Here is a 25,350-nt window from a genome sequence, read left to right as displayed (position 1 = left end):
AACATGAATAATAAAGAATGCGCGCTATTGATATGTACGGCGATGATTGCTTTCATTCCAAATACAGCTCAAGCAGAAGCCGATGGTGATAATACGAAGCAACTAATGTCGGCCAAATTGACTCAATCGCTTGCTAAAGTATCGGAAGACGGCGACCCTGTAACAGGTAATCTTTTTGAGCAGATTCAAATTGTCTCTGACTTTGGTAGCTCAGATGCTAAAATTACCGTAGACAAGACGTTGGATTCGACTGATGGCCTCGGTTCTACAAAATTTGCTCTCACGTTCACGGCACCCATCGACAAAAAAAGTGATCGATCAAATTTTATTACCGAAACCGGTTTGCAAAACAAGCTTGGCGTCGGATTCTCATTCTCAACCGATCTCATCCCAATTCCAGATCTAACCCAGTCAACCTCCAATGCAGCCCTAACAAGAATGGATCAACTGGCAGACTTGCAGGCAGACCGGTGCTATGCAAAGCGCCAGAAGGCTATCGACATCGCTTATCAAGAGAAGTTGTATCAAGCTGAAGTGTATCGACTGTCGAGCCAAAAATTGTACGATGAGAAGGTATTGGAAATTAAAGATACATTTCGAAAGAAAATGGACAACGCAAATATTGAAAAACAGGACCGAACGGGCGATTGTAATATTGAATATTCGCAAATTTATGCAGTGATAAAATCTGGAAGCAATGGAAAATCAATGTTTTTGGAGGATTCAGAAAAGCAAGAATTCTTGAAGCTGTGGGACGATGACGGGAAGCGCCTAATTGAACGACCACTCCTAATGGCAAATGTCTCGACTAGCTGGGGAATTGAAGATTTTACCTTCCGAGATCCAGTTACTTTTATGAAGAGCAAAAACCGTTTTAGTTCTTTTTCCTTAGCCGCATCAATTGGGTACATGCCCCAAATCAAGGACCCTTTCATCTTCTTTATTGGAGGGGAATATAAGGAGAATTATAAAGCAAGTGACAAGAAAATCCTCTGCCAGTCAAATGCGAATATCGATCCATTGGAATGTTTGAGTGCGGTTTTTGCGCCACCTAAGAAAAACAAAGATATCCGAGTTTTTGGAGTAATGCGTTGGGCCGATCCGAAGCTACCTTTTGCCCTAGAACTAAAGGGTTCTTATGATGTTGAGGATAAAAATTGGGGAATAGAAGTGCCCATCTATCTTCTAAGGAACGAAAAAAACCAGCTGAATGCCGGCATCAAGGCCGCTTATGACAGTGAAGAAAGCGATTTTAAGTTTGGAATATTCGTTACCAAGGCCTTCGACTTTTCGAAAATTTAATCTAGAAGCCTTGGCGCCCAATCTAAGGGCTAATTTTGTCTGTTTAGTTCATTTTTTTTTGATAGGTGGGCGTTTCGTACTTTATCCACCACCCTTAACCCGCCCAAAAGCCTTCCGGTACCGCTCGAAAAAACCAACCATCTCCGGCGACCTTTTGCTCTTCATGTCGCAGAAGAACTTGCGGTTCCAGCCCTTGGCGGTACCCAAGTGGATCATCGCGTAGACGTAGGCGAGCAATCCGGCAGAAAATGCGAACGCCGCGCCCATACCCGCTGCGGCCCATACAACAGCAGCGATTAGCGGGTATGCGAGTACCGGAAAACTGATCGCCTTGCGGTAGTTGAATATCCCCTTGCTCTCTCTAGTCGGTAACCCGAATTTTCCGACTAGGGTCGAGGTGAAGGGCAGGCGGTTGTGGATGATTGCAGCGGGGATCTTGATCCACCACGGCACCGGTGCCAGCAATATTGTGCCGAGCGCCAGCAGTTCGAAAAACGGGTAACGGATGACCAGCAGCGCCAGCACTTTATAGTCGTGATATTGTTTGGCGGTGTGATCGATGAGCTCGCTGACGCCTTCGACCGCATAGCGGCCTTTCTCGCGGAAGCGGAAGACATTGTTCGGGGCCATATAATAGCGCATCAAGCCCTTCTTGCCGGGCATCTCGGCGCGCGTGGGTCTGATGTCGAGCAGCTTGGCGACTTCATCGGTATAGGTGCCGTACCAGACCAGATGGTCGGTCTTTTTCGCCGGCCGGTTCGCATAATAGGTCGCGTTATAGTTTCTGATCCGCTGGTCGATATTGGCGTTGATGCTCTCGCGAAAGTCGGGCTCCGCGATCATCCGGTGGACCAGCAGGCACTGCATTTCGCTGATATTGTTCAGCCCGCCGGTGAACGGACGGGTGAAACCGATGGTGTAGATATTGTCGAGCTTTGACGACACCACGCCCATGAACTGTTCGCGGGTTTGGTAGGAAAAACCTTCCACACCGTTTTCGCCATGGACCCGGATTTCGGGGATGGCCGGTTCTTCCTGATCGCCGTCGATGATCATGTCGAAGGCCGCGCTTTCGCCGCCTTCGCGGATCTGTTTCGCGTCATCGTCGATGGTCGCGACCGACTTGTCCCACAGCTTCACATGGCCGTGCTCCAGAAAGAAGGGCAGGTCGTTGATCAGATAGCCGTCACTGATCTTCTGCTCCAGCGTCTCCTCGCAATAGAGTTTGTAGACATCGATCGGCCAATATTTGATCGCGATATGGCCGTTTTCAACCGGTGCCTTGGCCTTGAAAAAGCTGCGGATGTCCTTGTGCGGCCGGATGCTCTTGGGATGGCGCACGCCCAGGCTGTTGCGGTCGAAAATCTTGGCAAAGCCATGATGGATCAGGCCGTGGATATAGCCGCCATCGATGAAGGCGCGATAGCTCCATTTGCTGACTTCCGAGAAATTGTGACATTCCAGCTGATCCAGCGGCACGAAGCGCGGGCCGTCGTCAAAGGGCGAGAAGGTCGCGAACATCTTGTCGAGCATGATGAAGCCATTGGTGACCAGATGCACTTTTGCGCCATAAGCAACCAGCTTGGCGATCAGCAGGTTGGAACTGTCGCCGGTCGAGGTGATCGCCACATTCTTGTCGGCGAAGCTTTCGTCGACCGTGATCTGTTTGAGATTGGCGTTCATTTTCCGGCGGAACGCGGTGGCGACGACGACATGTTTGGCGCGGAACTGCTCGCCGTTTTCCAGATGGATGATGCTGTGGTCGCCATGATTATCGATGCTGTCCACGCGGCCGTTGTGAATATGGTCGGCGTAGCGCGCGGCATATTTTTTGTGGATCGCGTAAAATTCGCGCGCGGTGGGGAAATTGTCGGTGAAATCTTCGCCCTGTTCTTTCAGCATTTCCACCAGCTCGAAAGAGTAGACGCTGCTCTGCAGGGAACTGACCAGATCAAAATCCAGCGCATCGGCGGCTTCCAGCTGCTGCCAGATCGGGGCCATCGGGGACACCATAAGCCAGCTGATTCCGCTGGCATCCAGCTCCCGGATCAGCGGCATGGTCGAAAAACCACCGCCGACGATCAGGACATCAATTTCCCGTGTCTCTACCATATTTGCCCCTTACAGCGATCTGCTATTCCTTCCTTTGGTAACTGGTCGGGACAGCAAAACCAACGCTCTTTTAGCGGGTGAGGCTGATCGGGAGCGAGAAGAAAGCGCAAATAATTGTAGGAAATGTAACCGTGTCGCCATTTCATCGACGGACAATTGCCGTTGGTCGAACGGAATCCGGCACGCTGGGCCATCATGCTATCCCGTTGGTAGCTAAGTGAATATCCGAAAAAGCATAACAAGCTAACGGGTTGCATCGAAGCTCAATCACGGGGGATGGTGTCAGGATGCGGATTCGCAGAATGATTAACCGGGATATTTTGCCTACCGCATGGGCATGCTCCTATTCCCGGGACATTTGGGTTCGCGCCCGCCCCCTATTGGGCGCGGTCATTGAAGCCCTTCTGGCACCATCCCTTTTGTTGAAGTCAGCGCGGACGGGGCGTTAAACGACCAATCATTCGGCCATCAAATCCCTGACAAATCCGATCAAACCGGTTTGTCGGGCACGGCGCATCCGTTCCGTAGCGAGAATTTGTTTTACCTTCGCAAAACAAGCTTCGAGATTGTCGTTGATCAGGACATAGTCATAACCGTCCCAATGGCTGATCTCGCTTGCTGCCCGTTGCATCCGGTTGTCAATGACATCAGGCGCATCGGTGTTACGGCTTTCCAGTCGCTTGCGTAGTTCGCCGAGCGAAGGCGGCAAGATAAAGACGCGCACAACATCTTGTCCGGCGCGTTGATAAAGCTGTTGTGTGCCCTGCCAGTCGATATCGAACAGCACATCCTGTCCGTCTTCCAGGCTCTGATTGACCGGTGCCGCAGGCGTGCCATAGCGATTGCCGAATACCGTTGCATATTCGAGGAAGCTGTTGTCTGCGACCATTTCCTCAAATTCGTCGCCGCCGACGAAATGGTAGTCTTTGCCATGTTCCTCACCCGGCCTTTGGGGGCGCGTCGTAACGGAGACCGACATCGCGATCTCCTCATCCGCCTCCAGCAACATGCTCGCCAGCGTCGACTTTCCCGCTCCGGACGGAGAAGAAAGTACGAATAGCAATCCCCTGCGGTTTAATTCGCGATGATCATTGTCGATTGTCTGGGAAGAAATATTGTCGGCCATAGCGGCTATTGGCCGAGAACGGAGCGCCGCGTCAAGATGCTTGTCCTGATGTTTACCCACGCGCCAGCTTTGCGATGCAATCCTCATGATGACAGCCCCGAAAAATCCGGCTATTCCAAATGTATGTTCCAAGGACGCGTCAGTACGATATTTTACGCCGTGGGTATTACCATCATGGTCGGCTGGCTGTTTTACGTCGGTAAGGACATTATCTTGCCGATCGTCACCGCGGTTATATTGTTGCAGATTCTCTACGCCGCGAGCGCCACGGTGGCCCGTATTCCCGGACTGGGTCGCACGCCTTTGTGGCTGCGCGCGACGGTCGCCTTGATCGGGGTATTGGCTCTGCTATTTGCCATGACCCGGATGCTGGTGGCCAGCCTGCAGAATCTCGTGCCCTCGCTGCCTGTCTATCAACGCAATCTGGAAAGCTTGTTTGCAGCTTGGTTCCCGCTTCCCGCTGAAGATCCGGGCGCTTCATTGGAGACTTCCGATCTTATGGCATCTCCTGGGGCGATGTTTGACCGGGGCACCGAAGCGGTTGCAAAGGCGGTCAGCGAATTTGCCACGAGATTTTTTACCGAGATTGATATTGCCGCGCTTGCTCAGTCGGTATTGTCCTCATTGACCAGCTTTGGCGGTTTCGTTTTTATAACGATATTATACGCATCCTTCCTGCTCAGCGAGATTACCGGTTTTCCCGAAAAAGTGCGCAGGGCTTTTGGTTCTGATGGTGATTCCACGGACACGCTGAATATGATCACGCGGATCAACCATGATATCGGTAGCTATTTGGCGACCAAGACGCTGATCAATATCATTCTAGGAATTATCTGTTGGATCATATTGTTGGTCATGGGCGTGGAATATGCCGCTCTATGGGCAATCATAATCGCGCTGCTCAACTATATTCCCTATATTGGTTCTTTTGTCGGCGTCGCTTTTCCGGCGCTATTTGCCGTGGCTCAATTTGGCAGTTTGACGGTTCCAATGATCGCCACTGGGCTGATGGTGGCGGCACAGGTGATTATCGGCAATATTGTTGAACCGAAAATGCTCAGCCGATCGGTTAATCTCAGCCCGATGGTGGTGCTGGTGTCATTGGCAATCTGGAGCAGCCTGTGGGGCATACCCGGTGCGATATTGGCGGTTCCGTTCACCACCATCTTGATGATCGTGCTGGCCCGGCGGCCCGGAACAAAACCGATTGCCGCGTTGCTCTCCAGCGATGGAAATATCTAGGACCGCACGGCCTTAAACCGGCGCCACCGGCGGCTTTAGGAAAAATGCAGCGATCATCCCGGTCGCTAGCAAGCCGATTGCAAGCGTGAATGCGATATTATAGCTGCCGGTGGCTTCGAATATATAGCCTGCTCCGGCTGGTGCAGCGGCTGCGAAAGGGAGCATGATGGGCGCGATCATAGAATTTATGATCGGGAACGCACGCTCTCCGTAATAATTTCCCGTCATCGCCGGCCCCAAGACCAGTAAACCGCCGTATCCGGCACCGAAAAGCATGCCCATCGTCGAGAGGAGAAAAATGCCGTTGCCCAGCCAGAATCCAGCAAGCGCGAACGCCATCAAGGCAATGAATCCAAACACTGTCCAGCGTAGCTCGAATTGATCGCCGAGCCAGCCCGCAGGAATCCGCGCCAGTCCGCTACCCAATATCGCGAGGCCAAGGATCGATGCGGCCTCCAGGCCAGACAGACCGTTGTCGGTAAGGTGCAAGATTCCATGGTTGAGCAGGAAAAAGAAAGTGCTCAAATAACCAAGCGTCACCAACATCACGAGATAGAGCGCGGGTGTTCGGACAACCTGTTTGATCGTCCAGTCATGGCCGGTCCGATGAGTTTTGGGCCGCAGATTTTTGGCCAAGGGATCATCTTTCACAGAGTCTGGGTCTATATTGTCAGGAAACTGACCGATATCTTGTGGACGGTTAATGATGAATCGCGTGACAATTAGAGCGATGACCACCATGGCGGCGGCAACGATCCATGCGGCGCGCCAACTGTCGAACTGGCTCATCAAAGAAGAGAGAGCCGGCTGCACCAATGCACCCCCCAGAGCGCCGCCGGTCAGCACAATCCCGATGGTTGTGGATCTTTTGATGCTGAACCAGCTGATCATCGCGGTTTGCGAGCAAATCGGGCCGGTCAGGGAGAAAGAAAGGCCCATGATGCCGCCCCATATCATGATCCATTGCCATACTTCGGTAACCGCGAAAATTAGCAGCATCAAACCGGTTAGCATGACGAGCAGCCCGATGGTCAATGTCTGGCGGACGCCGTGTCGCCTGAGAAGATAGCCGGTCAATGGATAAGCTAAACCAAACATCACCAAGGCAATGGATTGCGCCAAGGAGGCCGTCCCACGGTTCCACGCCATAGTTTCGACCATCACCGGAAAGACAACCGAATAGGCGAAATAGACAAAACCCGAGGCGGCAAATTGAATGAAGAAGAACAGCCTGACATTGATCCAGCCATAGAATTTGCGGGGCGCTTGCCCCGTTTGCGCGGTGGTTGCCAATATGCTCTCCTGTACCGCTACATATTGGCGGTTTTTGAGCAAGTTACAGTAATGTCAGTGACAATCAATGATGCTTATGCTGCTATGAAGTGAGCGGGGCGGTTGCGCCTGCCGTTGGCGGATTAGCGACGTCGTAGAAAGCGGGCTATAATAGGGATTCGTTCTTTTCTGGCACCGGCCTGCCCTCAATATCAATCACCGTCTCGGATGCGGGCAGGACTTCAGCCTCTTTCGAATCATCATAGAGTTTTTTGGCGATCAGCGCCCCGCCAACCAATAGTGCGCCGGGAACGGATCGGGTCGCGATCCGAGCGGCAATCATGCCGAGGCCAAAGTGCAACGCTCCATTGCCCTTTGTACGCTTGCGCGCTTCATTTCCGACAACCGTCGTGAAGATATTTCTGACTAGCGACATCTTTTACTGATTCCCAAGCTAGTTGGCATTTCCCACCATATTCTCAGGTTTAACATGGGCATCATAGGTTTCTTCGTCAACCAGCCCCAAGTCCAACGCTGCGGCACGCAATGTCTGACCGGTTTTATGCGCGTGCTTGGCAATGGCTGCGGCCTTGTCATAGCCGATTACCGGAGCGAGGGCGGTGACCAGCATCAGACTATTGTCGACCAGTTCCCTTATTCGCGTTTCATTTGCTTCCAACCCTTCCACACAGCGTTCGGAGAAGCTGGACATGCCGATGGAAATAATCTCGATAGAGCGCAGTACATTGGCACCAATCAGCGGCTTGAACACATTGAGTTCCAGATGGCCTTGCAGTCCGCCGACAGTTACCGATTGATGATTGCCGATGACTTGCGCGGCGACCATCGTCAGCATCTCGCACTGGGTCGGGTTGACCTTGCCCGGCATGATCGAGCTGCCCGGTTCATTGGCTGGCAAGTCCAGCTCACCAAGGCCGGAACGCGGTCCGGAACCAAGAAGGCGGATATCATTGGCAATCTTGGTTAGTGACACGGCCAGCGTGTTCAGCGCGCCGGACAGTTCAACCATCGTGTCATGGGCTGCCAACTCGGCAAATTTATTAGGCGCAGAGGTGAATTTCAGGCCGGTAATCTTCGATATCTCATTGGCAATATGTTCGCCAAAATTTTCAGGTGCATTGAGGCCGGTTCCCACCGCCGTGCCGCCTTGCGCCAGCTGGAGCAATCGGGGCAGGACGCTTTCGATCCGGTCGCGCGCGGCGACCAGTTGGGCCGCATAGCCGGAAAATTCCTGTCCCAGGGTGAGCGGCGTCGCGTCTTGTAAATGGGTGCGGCCGATTTTTACGATGGCTTTCCATCGTTGCGCTTTTTGCGCCAAGGCGTCGTGCAGTTGTTCGAGCGCCGGGAACAGCTCAACTTCCAGTGCCCGTGCCGCAGCGACGTGCATAGCCGTGGGGAAGCTGTCATTGGACGATTGCCCGCGATTGACATGATCATTGGGGTGGACCGGATATTTGCCGCCACGCGTGCCATATATTGTTTCATTGGCGATGCCGGCGATCACTTCATTGACGTTCATGTTCGACTGGGTGCCGGACCCGGTCTGCCAGATGGTCAAAGGAAATTGATTGTCATATTCGCCGGTCCGTACGGCGTTAGCGGCCTTTTCAATCGCAGCCGAAATTTCGGGTTCCAGGCCATGGATGCCGTTGACCCGTGCCGCTGCTTGTTTGACGGCAGCCAACGCATGAATCAGTCGGATTGGCATGCGTTCCTGACGCGGGAAAGGGAAATTCTCAATGCTGCGCTGTGTCTGAGCACCCCAATAGGCATCGGCCGGGACTTCTACCTCGCCAAGAGAGTCGGTCTCGGTGCGAGTTTCGCTCACTTTTTCTTGCCGAAGTCCACTGTCACGACGTTGGAGCCATCATCAACCAGTTCGACTTTATCCGTCTCACCGTCATTTTCCGCTGGGTCATGGTCGTTCAATTCGCCTTCGACCTCATCGACTTGGAATTGCAGGGCAAAGTCCACCGCCGGGTCTACGAAAGAGGTGATCGCCGCAAACGGTATATGCAGCATAGAACTGATCTGGTTGAAACTTAGGCCGACTTCGAACCGGTCTTCGTCAACCTTCAGATCCCAATAGCGATTCTGGATGACAATCGTCATCTCATCCGGAAATTTTGCGATTAGATGATCGGGTATATCGACACCGGGAGCGCGGGTTTTGAAGGTGATATAGAAATGATGCTCGCCTGGAAGCCCGTCTTTCTCCACTTCTCCGAGCACGCGGCTCACCACCGCACGCAGGGCTTCCTGTACGATTTCGTCATATGGAATCAGGCTATCTAGGGCATCATCACTCATTTGCCCTAGGTGGCGCGAAGCGAGCATGGGGTCAAGAGCGTAAAATGAATTTACTATTCACCAAAGGCCGCGAAATTCTTGCCTGATTTTGCGAAGCCATTATAGGCCTGTTGCATGAGAACAGCGACAATCGAGCGAAACACCAAGGAAACCGAGATTTTTGTCGAGTTGAACCTTGACGGAACCGGTCAATATGACGTGTCGACGGGCATTGGTTTTCTTGACCATATGATCGAACAATTTTCGCGTCATTCGCTGATTGATCTGAAATTGCGGATCAAGGGTGATCTCCACGTCGATCAGCATCACACCACTGAAGACAGCGCCATTGCGCTGGGGCAGGCGATCGAACAGGCGCTCGGTGACAAGGCTGGCATCGTTCGGTACGGCAGTGCCTATTCGCCGATGGACGAGACATTGAGTCGGGTCGCACTCGATATTTCTGGACGCCCATATTTCGTTTGGAATGCCGCCTTTACGCAGGAACGGCTCGGCGAGATGGATACCGAATTGTTCAAACACTGGTTCCACAGCGTCGCAGATGCGGCTGGAATTACACTGCATATAGAGCTGCTCTATGGCGAGAATAATCACCATATCGCGGAAAGCATCTTCAAGGGCTTCGCCCGCGCGATGCGCCAGGCGGTAGAGCGCGACCCGCGCAAGGGCGATGCGATCCCTTCGACCAAGGGGCAATTGGGTGGCTGAGACTGTCGCGCTGATCGATTTTGGCGCCGGGAATCTGCACAGTGTCCACAATGCACTGATGGCGGCGGGAGCTGGGGATGTGGCCGTAACCGCCGACCCGCAGCTGGTGGCGCGGGCGGACCGTATCATATTACCAGGCGTGGGCGCCTTCGGGGCCTGCCGCGATGCTCTGGTCGGAATTGACGGAATGGTGGCTGCGCTGGAGCAGCGCGTGCGGGCCGAAGCCATGCCCTTTCTTGGGATTTGTGTCGGGATGCAGATGCTTGCGGACAAAGGCATAGAATTTGGCGAGCATGACGGTCTCGGCTGGATTGGCGGCACCGTAACAGCAATTGAACCCGCAAGCGATGCTATAAAAATTCCGCATATGGGCTGGAATGACGTGACCCCGACCGAGGACCATGATCTGCTCGAGTCCGGCGAAGCTTATTATCTGCACGGCTATCATTTTGATACCGCGCACGAGGCGGATATCCTAGCCAAGACCAGCCACGGCGGCTCACTGGTATCGGCGGTTGGTCGCAACAATATTGTCGGTGTGCAATTTCATCCGGAGAAAAGCCAGGCTTATGGGCTGGCCTTTCTCAACCGTTTTCTGGAGTGGAAACCATGATCGTATTTCCCGCTATTGATCTCAAATCCGGCGAAGTCGTGCGTCTGGCAGAAGGCGATATGGATCGCGCTACGGTCTATGGCGACAACCCGGCGGAACAGGCAGGCCTGTTTGCTGCTGCCGGTGCCGAACATATTCATGTCGTTGATCTCGATGGCGCTTTTGCGGGTTCGCCGCGCAATGCGGAAGCGGTAGAAGCCATTGTCGCAAGCTTTCCGGGCTATGTGCAACTGGGCGGCGGTATTCGCAATCGCGAAACGGTCGAACGCTGGTTCGGATTGGGCGTGGCGCGGTTGGTGATTGGAACCGCGGCGCTCAAGGACCCGGATTTTGTCAAGGATATGGCCAAGGAATATGAAGGCGGTATCGTTGTCGCGGTGGACGCGCGGGACGGTATGGTCGCGACCGAAGGTTGGGCCGATGTGTCGGATGTCAGCGTCCGCGATCTGGCGCGTCGCTTTGAAGATGCGGGTGTCGCCTCCATTCTGTTTACCGATGTTGGCCGCGATGGGATGCTGACCGGCTGTAATATCGAAGCGACGGTGGATCTGGCCCGGGGCGTCGATATTCCCGTGATCGCCAGCGGCGGAGTCAAAGGCTTAGACGACGTGCACATGCTCAGCCAATTTGCCAAAGACGGAATCGAGGGCGTGATTTCGGGGCGCGCGCTATATGACGGACGGCTGGACCTGGCGACCGCGATTGCGATGGCCAACCGGTGACCGTCCGTATCCGTGTCATTCCCTGTCTCGATGTCGCCAATGGCCGCGTGGTGAAGGGCGTTAATTTCGTCGATCTGCAGGACGCCGGCGACCCGGTCGAACAGGCGCAGGCCTATGACGCGGCCGGGGCTGACGAGCTATGTTTCCTCGACATCACCGCATCCCATGAAAATCGTGATACGATCATCGATGTCGTCCGGCGTACGGCCGAGGTTTGTTTCATGCCCTTCACGGTCGGTGGCGGCGTGCGCACGGCGGATGATGCGCGGGCGCTGCTGATGGCCGGTGCCGACAAGGTCGCGGTCAACAGCGCGGCCGTATCGCGGCCAGAAGTGGTCAGCGATATTGCTACCCGCTTCGGCAGCCAGTGCATGGTGGCCTCGATTGATGCCCGCCGGGTCGAGCAGGGGCGCTGGGAAATTTTCACCCATGGTGGCCGCACGCCGACGGGTATCGACGCGCTGGAACATGCCGTGCGGATGGCAGAACTGGGAGCAGGGGAGTTGCTGGTGACGTCGATGGACCGCGATGGCACCCGCGACGGCTATGATTTGGAACTGACCAGAACCATTGCTGATGCAGTATCGATTCCGGTCGTGGCCAGCGGCGGGGTTGGCAATCTTGACCATTTGGTAGAGGGCGTGACCAAAGGCCATGCCAATGCGGTTCTTGCGGCCTCGATATTCCACTTTGGCGAGCACAAGATCGCCGATGCCCATGCCGCGCTGCGCGCCGCCAATCTTCCCGCCCGGACCTGATCAAGGTTCAGCCCGTTTATGCGTTGCGTATAAACTTGTGCCGCTAGGACTTGACGAACAGGCGATCGGTCGCGCAAACCGCCTGTGATGACCGATATTCTGAAATCTCTCGAACTTACGATTTTGCAGCGCCGCGACGCGGAGCCCGAGCAAAGCTATGTCGCCAGCCTCCGCGCCAAGGGGCGGGCTAAAATGGCAGAGAAACTGGGGGAAGAAGCCGTGGAGGCGGTGATCGCCGCAGTGCAGGATGATAAGGCCTCTATGACTGGAGAGGCCGCTGACGTGCTTTTCCATCTGATGGTATTGCTTGCGGACATGGATCTGTCTCTGGACGACGTAATAGCAGAGCTTGCGCGCCGCGAAGGCCTGTCTGGACTGGAAGAAAAAGCCGCAAGAGGAGCGAATTGATGGCGATTGACCCGACCCTGGCTTATGATGACGATAATATATTTGCGAAGATCCTGCGCGGCGAAATTCCCAACAAAACCGTTTACGAAGACGAATGGGCGCTCGCCTTTCACGATATCAATCCGCAGGCCCCTGACCATATCTTGGTGATCCCGAAAGGGCGCTATGTCAGCTGGGATGATTTCGCGGTAAGCGCGAGCGAGGCAGAGATTGCTGGATTTGTCCGCGCGGTGGGCCATGTGGCGCGCGAAGCGGGCATGGTGGAGCCCGGTTACCGCCTGCTCGCCAATATCGGCAAGGACGGGCATCAGGAAGTTCCGCATCTCCACGTCCATATTTTTGCCGGAAAACCACTTGGCCCCATGTTGATGCGCAGCTAGTAACAGTCGTAACAAGGCCGTAACGGTCCTAGATTTTGGGGAGAATATTTCGATGGCAGGCGCAATAGCACCGGGTGGTGAGGGTTGGTCCTCGCGGACGGCATTTGTTTTGGCAGCAGTTGGCGCGGCGGTTGGCCTAGGTAATATATGGCGGTTTCCAACGCTGGCTGGCGAAAATGGCGGCGGTGCATTTGTCCTAGTTTATATCGGCTGTATCCTTCTGATTGGTTTGCCGATGGTCTTGTCCGAGATACTGATTGGGCGCCACGGCCGCAGCGACGCCTATCACAGCGTCGTCAAGGTCGCGGAAGATTCCAATGTCAGCAAAAAATGGGGCCTATTTGGCGGAATAGGCGTTCTGAACGCTTTTCTGATTCTTACCTTTTACAGTGTGGTTGCCGGCTGGGTTCTCTATTATGTCGGCGTGATGGCCGGCGATTTTCTGGGCACGCTCTTCTCCGGAAACCCCTTAGCGGGGGCGCTGGCTTCGGAAAGTCCCGATACTATTCCTGGCCGGATGACGGACCTTTTTACCAATATCCCGATGCTGCTGGGTATGCACACATTGTTCATGGTCATGACCATCTGGATCGTCGCGCGCGGTGTGACGGATGGTATTGAAAAGGCCGCAACCTATTTGATGCCGACCTTTTTTGTGCTGTTGGTGTTGATTACTATCTACGGTGCTTTTACCGGCGAATTTGCCAAAGCGGTGGCGTTTCTGTTCACCCCGGATTTTAGCAAGCTGACCCCTGCGGTTATGAATGATGCGCTGGGGCAGGCCTTGTTTTCGATGAGCGTCGCATCCGCCGCTCTAATCACATATGGTGGCTATGTATCGCGAGAAACCAAGCTTGCGCCAACCGCCGGTATGATCGCCTTCGCCGATACAGGCGTTGCGCTTATTGCCGGTTTGATGATTTTTCCGATTGTGTTCGCCGTTGGCCTAAATGCAGCGGCTGGTCCGACCTTGGTATTCCAGTCTCTTCCGATTGCATTTCACACCATGCCTGCCGGTTCTTTGGTCGGATTGCTATTCTTCATTCTGGTCTTTTTTGCAGCCTTGACCAGTTCCATTTCGCTGCTCGAGGCTGTGGTCGCTTGGGCGATGCGCAGATTTAATTGGACCCGCGGGCTTGCAACCTGGCTGATCGGCGGGATCATTTTCTTGATTGGCGTTGCTTGTGCCTTGTCGCTCAATATTTGGAGCGATGTCCGGCCGCTGGGCTTCTTCACTCTGTTTGAAGACAAGAATATTTTCGACACAATCGATGATCTGGTGTCGAAAATATTGCTGCCGGTCACTGCCTTTCTAACCGCTGTCTTCATCGGTTGGCGGGCTGACAAAAAGCTGATCGCGGCAGAGACCGGTCTTGAAGGGCCGTTATTTGGTCTGTGGCGTTTTCTGGTTGCTTGGCTCTCGCCCATTGGTGTGGCGCTGATCTTTGTCTTTGCCGTCTTCCCGAATCTCGTCGGGCAGGGCTAGCCCTTGACCGGAATGAGAAAACCGAAATGCCCTGTGTGTCGTAAGACGGGTACTGAACAATGGGCGCCTTTTTGCAGCGCCGGGTGTAAGGATCGCGATCTGCTGCAATGGCTGGATGATGGCTATAAAATACCTGGGCCAGCGGTTTCTCCTGACGAGCTTGCCGATCATTTTGCCGGGGATTCCGGCCGTGACGGGGAGGGTTGAACAGGCGTAACGAAACCGCCATTTTTAGGCTAGACAAGCGGCAATCCCCACGCCTATAGCGTCGCTTCCTAACGCGGCCCGCGCATTGCGCTAGCCCAGATGCCCGAGTAGCTCAGTTGGTAGAGCAAGCGACTGAAAATCGCTGTGTCGGTGGTTCGAATCCGCCCTCGGGCACCACCTTTTTTTGTTTTTGTGGTCTTTCTTTCGATAGACCGAAATCTGGTTTTGTCCGTATTTAGCAGTTAGTTGTTGGTTGACGAAAAGCCGATTTCTAACTGCGAATATGCAGACGATGGACAGGGCAGGCAGGATAAACAGATTCTGCCTCTGTTTCTGATAATCTATTCCCTGATCTCTCTGGACGGTGCCAGGCGCTACGTTTTTATATTTCTAGACCCCTGCGCAGAGAATAGACCCCAAGACTGTCAATTCTGGGGGTTCCTCGTCGTTCGTTCATGGGGGCATGTAACGTCAACGAAGGGTGATCGCTCATGAACATGTTAAGTCTTGAAATATTGGCCGCCAAACAAGCATGCACTGATTTGGTGTCTCGCACGGCTAGAGCCATTGATCGTTGCGATGCGCAGCTTTTGAAAGCTCAGTTTCATGAAGATGCGCATGATGATCATGGTTCTTTCAAAGGATCGATCGATGAATTTGTCGCATGGGTGATTCCGGTGCTGCATTCGATGGAACATACGCAACATTTCATCGGTCAAATATTGATCGAGGTGGATGGAGATTCGGCAAGCGGCGAGAGCTATTTCATTGCCCAGCACGCGCTGAAACAAGATGGAAATGATCAGCAGATGGTTGCCGCGGGTCGTTATCTCGATACGTTTGAGTGCCGGGATGGTGTTTGGAAAATAAGTAGTCGTACCGCTGTTTATGACTGGAATTCTAATGTCCGGAGCAGTGATGGTTGGGACCGCGAGGCTCCTGGAGACATGCAATTTGGTCGACGCGGCAATGGTGACGCGTCTTATGGTCATTTTTGCTAACATAAGCGAGGGTGGACGACATGGCTACGACAGCAGAGCAGTATGATTTGAAGCGTCCGATGGCGGACAAATCCAAGCGGCCCGAACCTGTGTTCAAAAACACAACCATTACTGCCGACCGTTATTTCTCGCGGGATTTTATGGACCAGGAATGGGAGACGATCTGGACGAAAACCTGGCAGATCGCCTGTCTGTCGAGAGAGATACAGAAGCCCGGTGATTTTGTGACGACGGAACTTGGCCGGGAGTCCATCCTTTGTACCATGGCTAATGACGGAAAGGTGAGGGCCTTTTACAACGTCTGTCAGCATCGCGGGATGGAGTTGATGCCAGACCGATGCGGTAATGCGAAGCGGCTAACCTGCCCTTATCATGGCTGGGCCTATGACATGGAGGGAAAGTTGAAATTCGTTCCTGACGAAGCCGACTTCGCACAAGGAAGCCCCTGCGGCAAACTGAATTTGGTGGAAATCCCTTGCGAGAGTTGGGCCGGTTTTGTCTGGTATAATATGGATGAAAACTGCGCACCTCTGAAGGAGTTCCTGGGCCCGATTGCTGACCAGATTGACAGCTACCCTATGGAAGAGATGATCCGCACCCATTGGGTAACGATTGAGGGGGATTTCAATTGGAAACTGGTGCAGGATAATTTTAGTGAGTCCTATCATGTTCCTTTCGTTCATCCCGAAACCAAGTTCGTGATGGAATATTCCTACAAGAATAGTCAATTTGATCATTATCCCGAGGGGCATTGCAGAATGTTGATGCCGGGGTCGATCCCGACCTCCACTCTGAAAGGTGGAGAAAATGAAACGCTCGAAATGATGAAGGAAGAGTTGGAGTTTTGGGAACTGGATCCCGATCAATATCGCTCCGGAAAAACATCAAACATGCGCAAGGATTTGCAAAAGCAAAAGCGATTGTTGGGTGAAGAAAAGGGTTTTGACTTTTCAAGCTATCATGATGAGCAATTGACCGATCATTGGCATTATACGATTTTCCCTAATCTGTCGTTCAGCCTCAAGCCCGATGGAAATATCTGGCTGCGCGCAAGGCCGCATGAATCGGATCCTGAAAAATGCTATTTTGACATGTGGTATATGACGCTGTTTCCCAAAGGTGTGACGGAATATTATTCGCAAACAATGAAGACGCTGACATCAATCGATAATCCTGCGGTTCACTGTCAAGGCAAGGCAGATGAAGTATCTGCAGGGCCGGCGATTGATCAGGATATCGCGGTTTGGAACAAGCAGCAAAAAGGTCTCCATTCGAGAGGCTATGGGCGCGATTATCTAGCGGGTCAGGAAAGTCGGATGCGCTATTTTCATGAGACGTTGGAACAGTGGATGAAACGCTAATCCTCGGCTGATGTAGAATATCCCAAACAAGATTCCGCCAATGGCGGTATTAATATTTCCGTTGAGTGGTATTGCGCGATTGAGGTTGCGAGATGACGAGCATTTTGGTTTAATCTTCGTGGCAATGAAGCCGCGGTGATTTCTCCTCCCTCATTCTCTCAAACGGAACATCTTATGGCACGACCAGAACCACGTATTTTGACTGTTATAGATAGCGTTCGCGTTACCCCCAATCTACACCGGGTCACACTTGGTGGTGAAGGCCTTAAAGGTTTTCCCAGCGGCCAGAGTGGTGGCTATGTCAAACTCAGGTTGGATGGCCCCGAAGGCGGAAAACCCGTTGTGCGGACCTATACGATAAGAAGTCAGTCAGAGAGTGATATTGATGTCGATTTCGCTTTGCACGGTTCTGATGAGGACTCGGGTCCGGCGACCAGTTGGGCAATCAACGCAAAAGCGGGTGATACGATGATGCTCGGTGGTCCTGGTGCGGCCAAACCATTGCCGGAAGGGCGCGGTCCGTTCCTGCTGGTTGGCGATATGACCGCGTTACCGGCAATTTCTATCAATCTCGAAGCGTTGCCAGATGATGCAACTGGGGATGCGATCCTTCTCGTTCGCGATGCTGCCGACAAGCAGGATATTGCCAAACCGGCTGGTGTCACCATCCATTGGTTGGTTGACGCTGATCTTGGTGCCAATCCTGCACTGTTGGTCGATGCCACTAGGGCGCTGCCATCGACGGCAGATTTGGTTTATGCTTGGGTCGCCTGTGAGTTCGAAGCGATGAAACTGATGCGCCAATATTTGCGCGTTGAACAGGCGTTTGGACCGGACCGCCTGTATATTTCTAGCTATTGGAAACGCGGTCTGATTGAAGACGAGCACAAGAAAGCCAAGCGCGCTGATGCAGAAGTGGCTCCCTAAGGGAGTGAGTTACCAAGTTGACGGATATCCACGCGGATGCTTGGTCGAACGCGGTTGCCAAGAGCCACGCCCAGTATCGGTGGCCATCTAGCTAATTCCTAACGCAGCTGCTGCCTCTCTGATTCGTTTGGCTTCTGCCCCATCATTTTTGAATGCCTCTAATCCATGCTCGAGAGCCTGTTTGGCTTGCACATCCTGTCCCAATTGCGTGCGGCTGCGGATCAGCATGATCCAGCCATTGGCATCATTGGGGTCGGCTTGCAGTCGTTTGTCTAGGCCATCGACCATGTTGGCGATCATCGCTTCCTGCTGACCGGGAGGCAGAGCGGCGGCTTCCTGCATTTGCTGACGCGATGGGCCGGGAATTGCGGCTGTGGCGACTGCTGGGCCATCGGTGGTTGTCCCTCCGGTTGGAGCCGCTGGCGTGACCTTGGCTAGGCGAGCGGCGACATCAATGCCCTCATTCTCCGCTACTTGTCCAATGACCCGGCGAATATCGGCGGCATAAGGCGCGTCGGCGGGGGTATCTTTGAGCAGCGCGAACCAGTCATTGATAGCGCCTTGATGATCGCCTGCGATGTCTTTCTGTACCGCGAGAAAATAGCGCGCGCGCGGGTCCTTTGCATCATGTTTCAGAGCATTGCGGAAAGCATCGGCGGCGTCTGGCGGTACCTGCTGTCCATCGCTTGCCATGACCAATGCCTCGCCCAGCATCGACCAATATTCCGGATTGTCAGGGTCGAGCGTAGTGGCGCGTTTCATAGCAGTGGCCGATTCGGCAAATTTCGCTGTTTCAAAATAGCTCCACCCCAGCATTCGCCAACTTTCAGCGTCGTCCGGACTCTCTTGCAGTTTTTTCTCCAGACCGCCGATCACTTCGTCTACGCTTGCAGCCTGTTCAGCTTCGTTCCCAGCGACAGGCGAGGTCGCGCCGGAGTCATCACTCGTGCCACGGTAAATCTGCACAGCAATAGCGCCCAATGCCAGTAAGGCTGCTGCAATCAGTATGATCCGGTTGAGAGTCATCGATGATTTTGAGTTCGCCATGGTCAATTCCCAAGCTGTTTTGTGACGCGACATTTCCGTTTAGAGATACGGAGCCGTCCGTTACATGACAAGCGCTGAGATGGCTGTGATATTTTGCACTGGCAATGGAATGGCTTTTTGATAAGATACTGCCAAAGTTCAATCTTTTGGGTCGCGCTACAGCCGAATAGAAAGCAGAACCAGATCATCAAAACGTATGAGGATGCGTTGGTTTGGGAAAGCGATAAGGGGAAAGCAGGCGCGTGTCGGACAAGTTTCGAGTTGCTATAGTCGGTTCCGGGCCAGCGGGCATGAGTGCGGCTGGACGCGCTGCACAGCTGAAGCTCAAGCATGTGTTGCTCGAAAAAACCGATCATCTTTCCGACACCATCTACAAATATCAAAAGGGCAAGCATGTCATGGCGACACCCAGTCAGCTGGTGTTGCGCTCGGACATGGATTTTGACGCGGGTAAACGCGAAGCTATTCTAGGCACATGGGATGAGCAAACGGCGGCCCATGGCGTGAATGTCATGCACAATGCTGAGCCGGTCAAAATCGAAGGGGACGAAGGTAATTTTACCATCACCTTGAAAAATGGCGACACAATATTGGCTGAAACAATCGTCATGGCCATCGGGACGCAGGGCAATCCCAATTTGATGCGCTGCCCTGGCGGCGACAATAAGTTGGTCCAATATCAACTTGATGATCCGGGTGAATATTTTGATGAACATATCACCGTTATTGGTTCCGGCGATGCCGGAATAGAAAATGCGCTGGGCCTTGCGGCTGATGCGGCGCAGAATAATGTTGTGACCATTCTCAACCGCTCTGCAGAATTTGCCCGAGCCAAGAAGGCTAATGTGAAGCTGCTGATGGAGGCGGGCGAGCAAGGCAAGGTAATGATCCGCAACGAAACCACGCCTGCCGAAGTCAAGGATGGAGAGCTGGTGCTGGAAACCCGGGATGGACAGGAAACGATCAAATGCGATCGGATCATTGCGCGGATGGGTAGCGCGCCACCACGCAAATTTGTCGAAGAATGCGGGATTGAGTTTACCAGCGAGGATCGCGAGGCCTATCCCAAATTATCACCGGCGTTTGAAAGCACCAAGAAGGGCATTTACGTCATTGGAGCGCTCGCCGGTTATCCGTTGATCAAGCACTGTATGAATCAGGGCCATGATGTTATCGAATTCATCAATGGCAATGCCGATCTCAAGCCTGCCGATGAACCGATACTCGAAGCCAAGTTCAGCAACCTGCCAAAAGGTCGCTCGGTTGACGACTGGTTAGAATTTTTCCGCTCCAACGTGGCAATTCTCAATGAATTGTCTCCTTTGCAGATGCGTGAGTTCATGCTCGATAGTGAACCGCAAAGCTATCGACGGGGCGATGTGATATTCGAAAAAAGTGACCCAGGAAGCTCGCTTTTTGCCATTGCCGATGGTTCGGTCGCAGTAGAAATCAATCCCAACGATCCTTCGATCACAGTTCCCATCGAGCAAGGATCTATCTTTGGTGAAGTCGGTCTGATTTCTGGTCGTCGGCGCGGCGCAACGATCAAGGCGGCCGAAGATGTTATCGTGGTCGAGATTTCGCGCACGGCTGCGCTAAAATTACAAGCATCCGTCCCTGCGGCGAAACGCAGGATAACCCAGATTTCGACTGAGCGGCAGTTGTTGCAGATGTTTGGATCAGGCCTGACCAAAGAGGATATTGCCGAGGTCGTCGAAACCAGCGAAATCATCAATGTCCGCGCTGGCGAAGCGATTATCGAGGAAGGCGCGGAGGGCAATGACATCTATGTCATTCGGGTCGGATCGATGGTGGTCGAGAAACAGATTGGCGGAAAACCAGTATTCTTATCATATCTGCCGGCTGGTTCTTATGTCGGAGAAATGACGCTGATCGCCGGTGGTTATCGGACTGCTACGGTCAAGGCGGCGATCAAATCGGAAGTCATCAAGATTAACGGCGATGCGTTCAAGATAGTGCTCGACGCACATCCCGATTTGATGCGTAAAGCGAAGAAGGAAATGGCCGCACGGCAGGATATCAACGCTTTTGTCGAAGCGAAAAAGGACAGTTTTTCGGGTGTTGTTGATATGTATTCGGGGATCGCCAATTTTCTTGTCGATAATGGCATTGGTGAAGCCACGGACGTGCTTTTGATTGACGAGAATTTGTGTGTCGGTTGTGACAATTGCGAAAAGGCCTGTGCCGACAGTCACGAAGGCCTCTCGCGGCTCGACCGTGAAGCTGGCAAAACCTATGCCCATCTCCATGTGCCGACTAGCTGTCGCCACTGCGAACATCCGCATTGCATGTCCGATTGTCCACCTGACGCCATTCATCGTGGTCCCGATGGTGAGGTGTTTATTGATGATAGCTGTATCGGCTGTGGCAATTGTCAACGCTATTGCCCCTATGGCGTGATCCGCATGGACAAGGTGCCACCGAAGAAACCTAGCCTATTGAGCTGGCTGTTCTTTGGTAACGGACCGGGACCGGGCGAGCCGGACAAACAATGGACTTCTGAGAATAGCGATCCTGCGATCGAAAAACCAAAAAAGGCTATTAAGTGCGATATGTGTGCCGGAATCAACGGTGGACCTGCCTGTGTTCGTGCTTGCCCGACCGGCGCGGCTATTCGCGTGGTGCCGGAAGACTTTCTAACCGTCTCCAAGCTTGAAGCGGAGGATATCTGATGGCGAGCCAGGCAATGTCCGCCGAATCAGGCCGTAAAAAAGTTGTGATGCACGACGGCTTCCTACGGCATGCAGGTTTCCGCTGGCTGAAAATATCTTCCGCAATCATGTTGATTTGCATCGTCAGCTATATTTTCATCGATGTCTCGCCGCGCCACAATGGCGGCAGTTGGTATGGTTATACGCTCGGAACGATCGGCGCGCTTTTGATCCTCTGGTTAACGATGTTGGGGGTACGTAAACGGGCCATGACCGCTGGCCAATGGTCCCTCAAAGCCTGGACGTCTGCGCATATCTATCTTGGATTGAGTTTGATCGTGATCGGCACGCTGCACACTGGTTTCCAGCTAGGTTGGAACGTCCACACAGCGGCATACGTATTCATGATGATCGTGATCATTTCCGGCATTGTCGGAATCTATTTCTATGTGACTATTCCGAAGGCGTTGTCGGATAATCGCGATGAAATGACGGAGACAGAGATGCTCGAGAACCTGCGATCGCTCGACCGGCAGTTGCACGAATCAGCGCAGCCGCTTTCGGCAGGGCATGCGACCTTGGTTTTGCAATCGCTAGAGCAAGACCCGTTCGGCGGCGGCTTCTTGCAGCGGATTTCCGGGAAATATTCAGATTGCGCGACCCGACAGGCACAGGCTGACCTGCGCCGTGAGCGTGCCTATCAACCCAAAATGGGTGGTGACGATCCGCTGGACAAGGTCGAGTTGCTGCTCGAGAAGAAGGAATCCACGCTCGGCCGTGTTCGCCGCCATTTGAGGCTCAAAGCGATGCTGCAAATATGGCTGTTCATCCATGTACCTATGACTTTCGCGCTGATCGCAACGCTGACCGCACATATTATCAGCGTGTTTTTTTACTGGTAGGATGGGGGAACAAGCATGAGCTTCATTGTTCGCCAAATCACAACCACGGCTGCTGGACGGGAGATTATTCGGTCCAACCCGTTTTCGTCAGATGAAATCGGAGTCGGCCGGAGCACCGAAAATGCAATCCACTTAGCTGATCTTGCGGTTAATCCGGATCACGCCGTGATCCGCAAGCGAGACGATGGCCAGATCATTGTCGAAAGTACGTCGGGTCAGAATTTCAAGCTGGATGGCAAACATCGAACATCGGTCACCATAGATCCATCTGCAGGTGCGGAAGTCGGTTTTGGTGGTCATGTCATAGTCGTCAGCGCAGAGGCCGAAGATGTTATTCTGACCGTCAAGCGGGTTGAGGCTTTGGCGGATTCCGAAGCAATGCGCAGCGAGTCGACATTGTATACGCTCAAAGGTTTGCTCCCGAGCAAAAGGCTTACTGCGTGGGGATTTGTTGCTTTGGTGCTAGCGGCATTTCTTGCTTGGCCGATATACACATGGGCCACATGGCGCGGCGTTGAGGAGCGACCAGACCAGTTTCATGCTGATACCATGTGGTCATCGGGCGCTCTGAGTAGCGCGCATCATGCGCTCGAGAAAGATTGCCAAGCCTGCCACGTCGATGCCTTTGTCACGGTCCAAGACAAGACTTGTCTTACGTGTCACGAAGAAGATGCCCATGATCATGCTGCCAAACCGCGCTTGCTAACAGCACGCGGGGCACCCGAAGGATTTGGAAAAGTTGGTGCTGCTTTTGCGTCTGCGTTTAACAAGCCGCCGGGCAGGTGTGTCGAATGTCACAGCGAGCATGAAGGCAGTGGTGCTATGGAACCCACTGCGCAAAAATTCTGCGCGGATTGTCACAACGGGATGGATGGGCGCTTGACCGACACAAAGCTTAAAAATGCGTCGGACTTCGGCATTGAACACCCGCAATTTCGGCCCGCTGTGCTGGTCGCCCCGGGCGGCAAGAATCCGCAAAGGGAACGGATATCGCTCGATCAGAAGCCAACTGAATATAATGGCCTGAAATTTCCCCATGATGTGCATCTATCCAAGACAGGAGGCGTCGCGCAAATGGGACGGAGACTGTCGGCAGATTTCGGATTCGGACCTTCGCTGGTGTGCAAAGATTGTCATACGCCTGACCCTCAGGGGGTGCGCTTTGAGCCGGTCGACATGAAGGATGATTGCAGCATGTGCCATAGTCTGGCTTTTGACGAGATCGGCAGTACGGTCCGGACTCTGCGTCACGGCGAGCCTGCCATGGTGCAGGCTGACCTCAGGGCTTATTATCGGTCTACGCGGCCGACCCGACCGATCAATCTTGGCGGGATGGCACGCCGCCGTCCCGGAGGCGGCAACGAGGCCCGCGTTGCCAGTGATTATGCTCGCGCGGTGCAGTTCCGTCCGGGCCGCGCCAATCTTGCGATTAGCCAAGTATTTTCGCGTGGTGGAGCATGTTTTGATTGCCATGGCATTACTCCACCAAGCGCGCCGGGGCGCGTCGATTATGGCATCAAACCGGTGACCCAGACGGATCGCTATATGCACAAGGGCTGGTTTAGCCACGAAGCGCATAATGATGAAGAATGCTCGACCTGTCACAATGCGCCGACATCCAAACAAGCCGATGATCTGCTGTTACCGGGAATCAAGACATGCCGCGAATGTCACGGCGGGGAGTTTCAGACGACATCTGATGTGCCTTCGACATGTGCGATGTGCCATGACTACCATCCTGATGATGGATTGCCCTGGCTGATCAAAGAACAACAAAAAGAAAAGCAGAAACGACCGGAGAAGAAGATTGCCAGCCACTAGGGTGACGGGGAAAGAGGGGGAGCGTCCATGTTGATGGCGCAGATCACGGATATTCATCTGGGCTTTGACCCAGACAATCCGGCAGAATTTAATCGTAAGCGTCTTGATCAGGCGATCAAATCGATTTGCGCAATATCTCCGCGACCGGATCTGTTGCTGGCCACCGGCGATCTTGTGGATCGTGGCGATCAGGAAAGCTACCGTAGGTTAGAAAATGCTCTGTCTGTTGTGCCTTTTCCGGTCTATATGTGCCTTGGCAATCACGATTTACGAGGGCCTTTCCGCAAGCAGTTTCCCGACGTTCCGACTGTTGATGGCTTTATCCAATATGAAGTGGATATGCCGGAACTCCGCTTGTTGTTTCTCGACACACTGGAGGAGGGCAGGCATGGCGGTGAATTTTGCGATACCCGCGCTGCATGGCTGTCGACCAAGCTTTCGGAAAAGCAAGACAAGTCAACGATCCTGATTCTGCACCACCCGCCGGTGGAAAGCGGAATTGAGTGGATGAACACCCATCCCGATGAACCATGGGTTTCGCGTCTGGCGGAAACGGTTGCCGGCCATGATCAGGTCAAGGGCATGATCACCGGGCATTTACATCGTAATATTTCAACATGGTGGGGTGATGTCAGTCTGGCAATTTGTGCCTCGACTGCGCCACAGGTGGCTTTGGACCTTAAACCGATTGATCCTGAAAATCCCGATGGCCGCAATATGATCGTCGCCGATCCACCAGCTATAGCACTGCATTGGTGGAACGGCCGCCAGTTGATCAGCCATTTCGAAAATGCAGAAGAGCATGTCATGCTGGCGCGATATGACGAGAACCTGCAACCACTGGTCCGTGCCTTGCTGGCGGAGCGACCAAAATAGCCAACTCCTCTCAATGTCGTTCATCGATAGAGAATTGCTGTTCGTCTAATATTTGATTTCCTACGCAACCTTTTTT

Annotated in this window: 24 protein-coding genes and 1 tRNA gene; 18 read left to right on the top strand and 7 right to left on the bottom strand. The window is 53.4% G+C overall.

Annotation, left to right across the window (positions count from 1 at the left end):
* The first annotated feature begins 3 nt into the window (after positions 1-3).
* A complete protein-coding gene (locus tag ABJG22_RS05145; RefSeq protein WP_348019181.1) occupies positions 4-1,302 on the top strand; it encodes a hypothetical protein in 1,299 nt (432 codons plus the stop codon).
* Positions 1,303-1,383: 81 nt separating this feature from the next.
* Here ABJG22_RS05145 and ABJG22_RS05140 read toward each other — a convergent pair whose 3' ends face one another.
* Together ABJG22_RS05140 and gmk are read right to left on the bottom strand one after the other, a co-directional pair.
* Complete coding sequence (locus ABJG22_RS05140) at positions 1,384-3,414, bottom strand: hypothetical protein (RefSeq protein ID WP_348019180.1); 2,031 nt, start codon at positions 3,412-3,414, stop codon at positions 1,384-1,386.
* A 457-nt stretch (positions 3,415-3,871) separates the two neighbouring features.
* Positions 3,872-4,540 carry a guanylate kinase gene (gene gmk / locus ABJG22_RS05135; RefSeq protein ID WP_348019179.1) on the bottom strand — a complete coding sequence of 223 codons (669 nt, stop codon included), beginning with the start codon at positions 4,538-4,540 and terminating at the stop codon, positions 3,872-3,874.
* A 36-nt stretch (positions 4,541-4,576) separates the two neighbouring features.
* On the opposite strand from gmk, the gene ABJG22_RS05130 reads away from it, so the two are divergent.
* A complete protein-coding gene (locus ABJG22_RS05130) occupies positions 4,577-5,782 on the top strand; it encodes an AI-2E family transporter (RefSeq protein WP_348019178.1) in 1,206 nt (401 codons plus the stop codon).
* Between the two features lie 12 nt (positions 5,783-5,794).
* On the opposite strand, the gene ABJG22_RS05125 is transcribed toward ABJG22_RS05130, so the two are convergent.
* The 4 genes from ABJG22_RS05125 to ABJG22_RS05110 form a co-directional block, all read right to left on the bottom strand.
* Positions 5,795-7,117 (bottom strand): MFS transporter, encoded by a 1,323-nt coding sequence (locus ABJG22_RS05125; RefSeq protein ID WP_348019177.1) that lies wholly within the window; start codon positions 7,115-7,117, stop codon positions 5,795-5,797.
* Positions 7,118-7,220: 103 nt separating this feature from the next.
* Positions 7,221-7,490, bottom strand: a complete 270-nt coding sequence (locus tag ABJG22_RS05120; RefSeq protein WP_348019176.1) for a hypothetical protein — start codon at positions 7,488-7,490, stop codon at positions 7,221-7,223.
* An 18-nt stretch (positions 7,491-7,508) separates the two neighbouring features.
* Positions 7,509-8,903 carry a class II fumarate hydratase gene (gene fumC, locus ABJG22_RS05115; protein ID WP_348019175.1) on the bottom strand — a complete coding sequence of 465 codons (1,395 nt, stop codon included), beginning with the start codon at positions 8,901-8,903 and terminating at the stop codon, positions 7,509-7,511.
* Positions 8,900-9,385, bottom strand: coding sequence for a ClpXP protease specificity-enhancing factor SspB (locus ABJG22_RS05110; protein WP_348019174.1), 486 nt, complete (start codon positions 9,383-9,385; stop codon positions 8,900-8,902). The genes fumC and ABJG22_RS05110 overlap by 4 nt, the downstream gene beginning before the upstream one ends.
* A 114-nt stretch (positions 9,386-9,499) precedes the next feature.
* On the opposite strand from ABJG22_RS05110, the gene hisB reads away from it, so the two are divergent.
* The 12 genes from hisB (at position 9,500) to ABJG22_RS05050 (ending at position 17,956) form a co-directional block, all read left to right on the top strand.
* Positions 9,500-10,093 carry an imidazoleglycerol-phosphate dehydratase HisB gene (hisB, locus tag ABJG22_RS05105; RefSeq protein ID WP_348019173.1) on the top strand — a complete coding sequence of 198 codons (594 nt, stop codon included), beginning with the start codon at positions 9,500-9,502 and terminating at the stop codon, positions 10,091-10,093.
* Positions 10,086-10,706 (top strand): imidazole glycerol phosphate synthase subunit HisH, encoded by a 621-nt coding sequence (hisH, locus tag ABJG22_RS05100; RefSeq protein WP_348019172.1) that lies wholly within the window; start codon positions 10,086-10,088, stop codon positions 10,704-10,706. Before hisB ends, hisH begins: the two co-directional genes overlap by 8 nt.
* Positions 10,703-11,428 carry a 1-(5-phosphoribosyl)-5-[(5-phosphoribosylamino)methylideneamino]imidazole-4-carboxamide isomerase gene (hisA, locus tag ABJG22_RS05095; RefSeq protein ID WP_348019171.1) on the top strand — a complete coding sequence of 242 codons (726 nt, stop codon included), beginning with the start codon at positions 10,703-10,705 and terminating at the stop codon, positions 11,426-11,428. Before hisH ends, hisA begins: the two co-directional genes overlap by 4 nt.
* A complete protein-coding gene (hisF, locus tag ABJG22_RS05090; protein WP_348019170.1) occupies positions 11,425-12,186 on the top strand; it encodes an imidazole glycerol phosphate synthase subunit HisF in 762 nt (253 codons plus the stop codon). The genes hisA and hisF overlap by 4 nt, the downstream gene beginning before the upstream one ends.
* Before the next feature lie 87 nt (positions 12,187-12,273).
* Complete coding sequence (locus tag ABJG22_RS05085) at positions 12,274-12,594, top strand: phosphoribosyl-ATP diphosphatase (RefSeq protein WP_348019169.1); 321 nt, start codon at positions 12,274-12,276, stop codon at positions 12,592-12,594.
* Positions 12,594-12,974, top strand: a complete 381-nt coding sequence (locus tag ABJG22_RS05080; protein ID WP_348019168.1) for a histidine triad nucleotide-binding protein — start codon at positions 12,594-12,596, stop codon at positions 12,972-12,974. Before ABJG22_RS05085 ends, ABJG22_RS05080 begins: the two co-directional genes overlap by 1 nt.
* 52 nt (positions 12,975-13,026) lie before the next feature.
* A complete protein-coding gene (locus ABJG22_RS05075; protein ID WP_348019167.1) occupies positions 13,027-14,460 on the top strand; it encodes a sodium-dependent transporter in 1,434 nt (477 codons plus the stop codon).
* A gap of 33 nt (positions 14,461-14,493) precedes the next feature.
* Positions 14,494-14,667 carry a DNA gyrase inhibitor YacG gene (gene yacG / locus ABJG22_RS05070; RefSeq protein ID WP_348019166.1) on the top strand — a complete coding sequence of 58 codons (174 nt, stop codon included), beginning with the start codon at positions 14,494-14,496 and terminating at the stop codon, positions 14,665-14,667.
* Positions 14,668-14,768: 101 nt separating this feature from the next.
* Positions 14,769-14,844, top strand: a tRNA-Phe gene (locus ABJG22_RS05065).
* 314 nt (positions 14,845-15,158) lie between these two features.
* The gene (locus ABJG22_RS05060; RefSeq protein ID WP_348019165.1) at positions 15,159-15,668 is read left to right on the top strand and encodes a nuclear transport factor 2 family protein; all 510 of its coding nucleotides are present in this window, start codon (positions 15,159-15,161) and stop codon (positions 15,666-15,668) included.
* A gap of 20 nt (positions 15,669-15,688) precedes the next feature.
* A complete protein-coding gene (locus ABJG22_RS05055) occupies positions 15,689-17,029 on the top strand; it encodes an aromatic ring-hydroxylating dioxygenase subunit alpha (protein WP_348019164.1) in 1,341 nt (446 codons plus the stop codon).
* 174 nt (positions 17,030-17,203) lie between these two features.
* The gene (locus ABJG22_RS05050; RefSeq protein WP_348019163.1) at positions 17,204-17,956 is read left to right on the top strand and encodes a siderophore-interacting protein; all 753 of its coding nucleotides are present in this window, start codon (positions 17,204-17,206) and stop codon (positions 17,954-17,956) included.
* A gap of 87 nt (positions 17,957-18,043) precedes the next feature.
* Here ABJG22_RS05050 and ABJG22_RS05045 read toward each other — a convergent pair whose 3' ends face one another.
* Entirely contained in the window at positions 18,044-19,003 is a 960-nt protein-coding gene (locus ABJG22_RS05045; RefSeq protein ID WP_348019162.1) for a tetratricopeptide repeat protein, read from the bottom strand.
* Positions 19,004-19,245: 242 nt separating this feature from the next.
* On the opposite strand from ABJG22_RS05045, the gene ABJG22_RS05040 reads away from it, so the two are divergent.
* The 4 genes from ABJG22_RS05040 to ABJG22_RS05025 are packed head-to-tail and all read left to right on the top strand — an operon-like array spanning position 19,246 to position 25,274.
* Entirely contained in the window at positions 19,246-21,696 is a 2,451-nt protein-coding gene (locus ABJG22_RS05040) for a cyclic nucleotide-binding domain-containing protein (protein WP_348019161.1), read from the top strand.
* Entirely contained in the window at positions 21,696-22,577 is an 882-nt protein-coding gene (locus ABJG22_RS05035; protein ID WP_348019160.1) for a hypothetical protein, read from the top strand. The genes ABJG22_RS05040 and ABJG22_RS05035 overlap by 1 nt, the downstream gene beginning before the upstream one ends.
* 15 nt (positions 22,578-22,592) lie before the next feature.
* Positions 22,593-24,398, top strand: coding sequence for a cytochrome c3 family protein (locus tag ABJG22_RS05030; RefSeq protein WP_348019159.1), 1,806 nt, complete (start codon positions 22,593-22,595; stop codon positions 24,396-24,398).
* Positions 24,399-24,425: 27 nt separating this feature from the next.
* The gene (locus ABJG22_RS05025; protein ID WP_348019158.1) at positions 24,426-25,274 is read left to right on the top strand and encodes a phosphodiesterase; all 849 of its coding nucleotides are present in this window, start codon (positions 24,426-24,428) and stop codon (positions 25,272-25,274) included.
* The last annotated feature ends 76 nt before the right edge of the window (positions 25,275-25,350 follow it).

The organism is Parasphingorhabdus sp., from assembly GCF_039939955.1.
In the GTDB taxonomy this organism is placed as follows: Bacteria; Pseudomonadota; Alphaproteobacteria; order Sphingomonadales; family Sphingomonadaceae; genus Parasphingorhabdus.
Note: the sequence above shows the minus strand (reverse complement) of the source record. Positions and strands in the feature narration are given on the sequence as shown.